Source organism: Bartonella sp. MM73XJBT (assembly GCF_028618465.1).
Lineage (GTDB): Bacteria > Pseudomonadota > Alphaproteobacteria > Rhizobiales > Rhizobiaceae > Bartonella.
This window is the reverse complement of the sequence record NZ_JAQISY010000051.1, coordinates 1-7,097: the sequence shown is the minus strand read 5'-3', so window position 1 is coordinate 7,097 and position 7,097 is coordinate 1. Positions and strand designations below refer to the sequence as shown.

Here is a 7,097-nt window from a genome sequence, read left to right as displayed (position 1 = left end):
CACCAACATTATATCCCTTTTGGCGCATCGCTTCCACCACATAACGATCCCCAACATTTGTCCGCACAAGCTCCAAGCCTTTGCACTCTAAAAAGCGCTCTAGCCCAAGATTTGACATAATCGTTGTCACCACGCCGTTACCCTGTAACCGTCCGGTTTTATGCCAATTTTCAGCAATCACAGCAATCAACTGATCCCCATCAATTGTTTGCGCTTTTTCATCCACCAAGAGAACACGATCCCCATCGCCATCAAGAGCAATCCCAACATCGGCACGCACTTCATGAACTTTTTGTTTCAAAGAAGTCAGATCGGTTGACCCACATTTTTGATTAATATTGGTACCATTTGGTGTATCATGGATAGCAAACACCTCGGCTCCCAGTTCCCACAAAGCACGTGGAGCAGCTTTATAAGCAGCGCCATTGGCGCAATCCACAACAATACGCAAAGCATCCAACCGAACATCCCGTGGCAAAGTTCGTTTAGCATATTCGATATAACGATAAATATCGCCCTCAACCCGTTTTGCATAACCAATTTCAGCAGAACTTGCTAAAGATTTTGAAAGATCTGTATCGATTAATTGTTCAATTTTTTCTTCCATTTCATCGGAAAGCTTAAAACCATCAGGCCCAAAAAGCTTAATTCCATTATCATAGAAGGGATTATGAGAAGCAGAAATCATCACCCCAAGATCAGCGCGCAAAGAGCGACAAAGCATAGCAACAGCAGGTGTTGGCACAGGTCCCAACAAAAAAGCTTCCATTCCCGCAGCTGTAAATCCTGAAACTAAGGCATTTTCCAACATATAACCAGATAATCGTGTATCCTTACCAATCACCACACGACGCGACTGACGTTGTGAGCGAAACAAAATTCCCACAGCCATCCCCACTTTCATGGCAAAATCTGGTGTCATAGGAAAAGCATTGGCTTTCCCCCGAATTCCATCTGTACCAAAATATTTTTGCGCCATCCCTATTTCCTTTGCACGCATTCTTTCTTCTGCTCTTCCATGAGAGCAGAAACTCCACTCAAGTGAAATCCTTCATGTGACTAAGGACACGCCTTTATTCTCAAATCCTAAGAGATAACAAAGCTGCTGCCCACCACCTAAAGAAAATTTCACAACAACGACACCAAAACTCCTCATGATGTCTTGCCATTCTTCCTATTAAGTCCTAAGATTACTCATAGGGAAACACTGGCTTTGCCCTTAAATTCCATCTGTAGCAAAATATTTTTGTGCTTTTCTTATTTCCTCGATACGCACTCTTTACTTTTATCATCCTGTTAGAGCAGAAACTCTGTGAGAGCAAAACATCCTATGAATAAGAGCATTTGCACCCCTTCATTCTCAAATCCTCAAAAAACAAAGCCGCCCACTACCACCTAGAACAAATCTCTACCAAAACTACAGCAAAACTCCTAATAATGTCTTTCCGCTCTCCCTATTTAATCCTATGATCATTCATGGGAAAAACATTGGTTTTTTCTTGAATTTTCTCCGTAGCAAAATCTTTTTGTGCTATCCCCTTGATACGCACTCTTTCTTTTATCATCCTGTTAGAGCAAAAACTCTGTGAGAGCAAAACATCCTATGAATAAGAGCATTTGCACCCCTTCATTCTCAAATCCTCAAACAACAAAATCTCCCACCACCACCTAGAGAAAATCTTTACAAACAACCCAGCGACGCTATCAATGATGCGTCTATGCCTCACATACTAAGCAATACTCTTCTCGTATGTTTTACACACACGCTCTTCTCTCAACAGAATCCCTCTTTAAATAAAACTAAAGAAAAATCTCTCTGTCAAAAGACCAATACCCCATTTGCTCTCAGACAACAAGCACAAGGTCATCAATCTCTCAGTCCTCACCATCACCAAAACACAACGATCAACGCGAGACACTTTGAAAAATGACGAAATCGACCTTCCCCTCTGGGGGATTTCACACTCTTCCCACATTTCTTGGGAGGCGCAAGCAAGACTCGCGCCTTTCTCAAAAAAAATCCTTAGAATCCTCTCTAAAACTAAAGTGAATCAAGCGTCGTTAGAAGGCTCCTGTTTTTCTTTATCACGTCCTGGAGCATTCGACTTCTTTCCAGAATTGGTTTTACTTACAGAACGATTGACGACCTTTGTCGTCCTTTTTGCGCTTTGCGTTTTTTTCTCCATCTCACGAGATGGCATACCTTGAGACGCAGCATCATTGGCTTTAACATCACTGGATTTTGTTGTTCCCTTTACAATTTTTGGCTCTGCTTTACCAACATTGGTTTTATTGGCATTGGTTTTCTCAGCATCAGCTTTTTTAACAACCGTTTTTTCAACATCTGTTTTCTTAACGTTTGTTTTATCCGCTGTTGATGTATAAGCCTCTGCCTTTATGACTCCCGTTTTAGGCACAGAAGAAACGCGCGGAGCACTTTCATCTTTTTGAGTGCGTGAAGGAGGTTTTCCAGCAATGACTTCATTAATTTCAGCACCAGTTAAAGTTTCATATTCCAATAAACCTTGTGCTAAAGCGAACCATTCTTTTCTTTTTGTGTTCAGAATTTTGGTAGCACTTTTATAAGCATTATCAATGAGTTTACGCACTTCAGCATCGATCATACGTGCTGTTTCTTCAGAGACATTTTGTGTGCGTGCCACAGAATGCCCTAAAAAGACTTCATCCTGATTATCACCATAGGCCACATTGCCAAGCAGATCAGAAAAACCCCATCGTGTAATCATGGCGCGTGCTAATTTTGTTGCTTGTTCAATATCGGAAGCAGCACCGGAAGTGATATTTTCCTTACCAAATTTCAATTCTTCTGCCACTCGTCCTCCCATCATGATAGCCAGACGAGAAATCATCCAGCGATAACTCATGGAGTAGCGATCACCTTCAGGCAATTGCATGACCATTCCCAAAGCTCTTCCTCTTGGTACGATTGTTGCTTTATGGACAGGATCGGCAACAGGCACACTCAACGCGACGATAGCATGTCCTGCTTCGTGATAAGCGGTGAGTTCTTTTTCTTCTTGTGTCATAGCGGTTGAACGACGTTCAGCTCCCATCATCACCTTATCTTTGGCGTCTTCGAACTCTTGCATAGTTACGACTCTTTTATTGCGGCTAGCAGCCATGAGAGCGGCTTCATTGACAAGATTCATCAGATCAGCACCAGAAAAGCCTGGAGTCCCCCTTGCTAAAACTTTCAAATCCACATTAGGGGCTAGAGGCACATTGCGCACATGCACTTTTAAGATTTGCTCACGCCCAGAGACATCAGGGTTTGGTACCACCACTTGCCGATCAAAACGCCCTGGTCTTAACAAAGCAGGGTCGAGCACATCGGGACGGTTGGTTGCGGCAATAAGAATAATACTTTCATTAGGCTCAAAACCATCCATTTCGACCAGCAGTTGGTTTAAGGTTTGTTCACGTTCGTCGTTTCCGCCTCCAAGTCCGGCACCACGATGACGTCCCACCGCATCAATCTCATCGATAAAGATAATACAGGGCGAATTCTTTTTAGCCTGTTCGAACATATCGCGCACGCGGCTTGCCCCAACACCAACAAACATTTCGACGAAATCAGAACCTGAAATAGTGAAAAAAGGTACATTAGCTTCGCCTGCCACAGAGCGTGCCAGCAGAGTTTTACCAGTCCCCGGAGGACCAACCAGCAAAACACCTCGTGGAATACGTCCCCCTAAGCGTTGAAATTTTTGTGGTTCACGTAAAAATTCAACAATTTCTTGGAGATCCTGCTTTGCTTCTTCAACGCCGGCGACATCTTGAAAGGTCACGCGCCCCTGTGCTTCGTTAAGCAATTTTGCTTTTGATTTACCAAATCCCATTGCCCCACGTGATCCATTTTGCATTTGTCGCATAAAAAAGACCCACGCCCCAACGATAATAATAACAGGAAGCAAAGAAAACAGCAGATTAAGGAAGATACTATTGCCAGAGCTTTCAGGAATAGCTTTGACATTGACATTTCTGTTTTCCAATTTTTGTATCAAACCTGGATCTCGTGGAGCATAGGTTGAAATAACTCTGTGCTCAATGGTTTGTCCTGTTAATTTTTGACCTTGAATGGTCACAGATTTCAGCTCATTATTTTCGACTTTTTGCAAAAATTCGGAATAAGAAATCTCTCCACCACCAGAACGCTGGCTATCTCCATTAAAGAGAGAAAACGACACAATCAAAATCAAGGCAATAACTCCCCAAATGAGGACAGAGCGGTAATTGGAATTCATATTCAGCCCACTTAATTCAATATATATATTTTAATAGTTACCCTTAACATATAACCTTGTCAGCTTCTTGCCAAGGTATGAGAAGATGTTTATTGTCTTTTTAGAGTGATTTTTCTTTATCTTTTCATCTCAATGTTAAAAAAAGGTTCCACAACATTCACCAGAGTGGCATCTTCACATGAGAAAAGCCAATGGAAAGGAGCCATAATTCGCTTGACGATAATATTTTGCGGAAAAACAGTAGGGTTTGTCAACTCTGGAATATCATATCCTTTGTCATTTGAAACCATCACCAGCGATTGCAAGGAAGGAAAATGAGGATTTTCAAGATCAACATAACTCTTTTTAAGGAGAGATTTCAGTTCCTCTAAACCCGCTGCCCTAACCTTTATGGCATCAGCACCATGATTGGTAATCTGATAGCGCCCATCCCACAAAAAAGTTGTTTTTGGCGCAACGACGGCCTCTCTCATATTTCGCGCCTCGCGCCAAAAAGCGATTCCATTTTTATTATATTCAATAACAGATCCAGCATAAGTAAAGCGCTGCTTTTTGGATGAATGAAGACACAATTTTTGCACAAGAGTGGTCAATTTTTGCCTGGGCAGCAAATAACCCCCTCCTCCCATCAACACAGCAAACAACCCAACAACAAAGGGAAAACCGGAATGATGCTGTAGAAATGGTGCAGGTTTTGCAATAAAACAACGTCCATATTCTACCATGATATCCAGCGCCAAAATCAAATCAGCAATTATTTGTGCCTGTTGACGACGCGCCCGTGCAGCTTCATGAACCTTTTCAACAATATTGGCAAGCGTTTTTGGATGAAGCGATTGGCGCACACGCACGCGTTCAAAATTGCAATTTTCATTGCTTGGATCATCAATCCATGTTGTCCCCTTAAAATGCAAATAAGCACGCAATGTTTCGCGCTTTACACCAAGAAGTGGACGAATCAAACGGACTTTTTGCCGCAACATCGCCTCGCGCGCCATACAAGATAAACCACGCGCAGACAACAACCCATCATTTGTTTCGCTAACAATACAATTTTCCTGCGCACTCTTTTCTCTAGCTTCTGTAAAATATACTCCACTATGCATAGTTTCAAAAGCTTTACCTTGCACAATGCCAGAAGATGCTCTCACATCCCCCCTATCACGCATACCCTCAAAAGCCTGGCTTTGCATAACACCAGAAGCCCCGGCATAAACCCCATCATGCATGCCCTCAAAGGCTACACCTTGCAAATCCTTATTTTTTCGAAAACGTTGGGAGCGCATTTGATAGGTTTCCACCTGATCATTAAGTGTATGCCCTGTCATAATAAGCGTTGCGCCTTGTTTTTGCGCTTCTTGAAACAACAGATCATAGCGTGCAACACGGGCACTTGAAGCGATATGCGTCTTTGGTTTTTTGCCTTCCCAGCGCACGGTGACATGTTTAATGCGATGAGCACGACAAATTTCTGCAACAACTGAAGCTTCACCAGCCGATTCTTTTCGCAATTGATGATCAACGGTGACAGCAATCATTTCTGGAGGAACGGAGAGAGTTTTTAAATAGTCTTTGACTAAAAACAGCAAAGCCAGAGAATCACTCCCTCCTGAGACCGCAAGGATCAATTTTTGACACTGGATAAAATCCGATGTTTTAAAGAGATTTCCTGCTAGTCTAATGCACACCGTGGATGACCTCACTCCTTTTCAGAGGTTTACAAAAGATAGATTCTAAAGTTTTAGAGTGTTTTGATTTTTTTGCGAAAAATGCACAAGACTCTTTATTTGGTTCAAGAGCCACCATACTTCTCGCCAATTTCAGCAAAATCTCAGAAGTGTAGGCTTTCTTTTTGTCTGCATACCATACATTAAGATAAACTTGTGCTGCTTCATGATAGCGTTTTTGTCCCAACAAAGCTTCTGCTAACCAAAACAAGGCATCATCCCTTAAAGGATCTTTTTGATAACGCTGTTGAAAAGCACAAAAGGCTTTTTCAGCATCAACATAATTGGCAGCAAGAAGAGCATTATAGCCTTTTTTATACAACTCTTTAGAAGAGAGAGAAGAGGTATCTTTACCCTGCTGTGGTTCGATATGCTCAATTGCCCCATAGGTTTTCTCTAAAAGCTTATGAGCTTCCTGCAAATTATCTTCTGTTTGCTTAGCATCCTTATGTATTTCCTTCAGATTTTCATCCGTTTCTTTTAAATGATCATGGCTCCTCACTGTAGCATGATGGCTTTCCACATCAGCAACACTCTTCGTACCATCTTTTAGGCTATGCTCCACCACCTCTTGCTTGACAGCAAACAGACTTTCATCCCCAAGAGCACTCTCAAAAGCACAAGAATAAACAGAAGAGTCTTGTTTATCAAAAAGCTGGTGGAATTGCTTTTGAACATTTTTCAAATTGTTATGCTCAAGCACTGTTCGTATATGATGCAAAAGTTTATCCAAATCATAATCTTTAAAGAGAGTCTTTTGATTTTCTAGGAGTGACTCTCGACTTTGTAACGCCCCCTGAACAGGGAAATCCGTAGCATCCGCGGCTTTTTCCACCGCACCAGCAGCAGCATTCTTCACCGCATCAGCAGCCTTTTCCGCCCCACCATCAGTAGCCTTATTCACCGCATCGCCAACCTTATTTACGACATCGCCAGCTTTTTCCACAACACCAGCAGCAGCATTCTTCACCGCATCACCAGCCTTTTCCGCCCCACCATCAGTAGCCTTATTCACCGCATCGCCAACCTTATTTACGACATCGCCAGCTTTTTCCACAACACCAGCAGCAGCATTCTTCACCGCATCACCAGCCTTTTCCGCCCC

Annotated in this window: 4 protein-coding genes; all 4 read right to left on the bottom strand. The window is 42.5% G+C overall.

Annotated features, from left to right (window positions below):
- Positions 1–979, bottom strand: a 979-nt coding sequence (gene glmM, locus PVV69_RS08935; RefSeq protein WP_273757225.1) for a phosphoglucosamine mutase, incomplete at its 3' end; no start/stop codon positions are given.
- 1,072 nt (positions 980–2,051) lie between these two features.
- Positions 2,052–4,265 (bottom strand): ATP-dependent zinc metalloprotease FtsH, encoded by a 2,214-nt coding sequence (gene ftsH, locus PVV69_RS08930; RefSeq protein ID WP_273757224.1) that lies wholly within the window; start codon positions 4,263–4,265, stop codon positions 2,052–2,054.
- A 116-nt stretch (positions 4,266–4,381) separates the two neighbouring features.
- Positions 4,382–5,953 carry a tRNA lysidine(34) synthetase TilS gene (tilS, locus tag PVV69_RS08925; protein WP_273757223.1) on the bottom strand — a complete coding sequence of 524 codons (1,572 nt, stop codon included), beginning with the start codon at positions 5,951–5,953 and terminating at the stop codon, positions 4,382–4,384.
- A partial coding sequence (locus PVV69_RS08920) for a hypothetical protein (protein ID WP_273757222.1) occupies positions 5,943–7,097 on the bottom strand: 1,155 nt, incomplete at its 5' end. The genes tilS and PVV69_RS08920, both read right to left, overlap by 11 nt.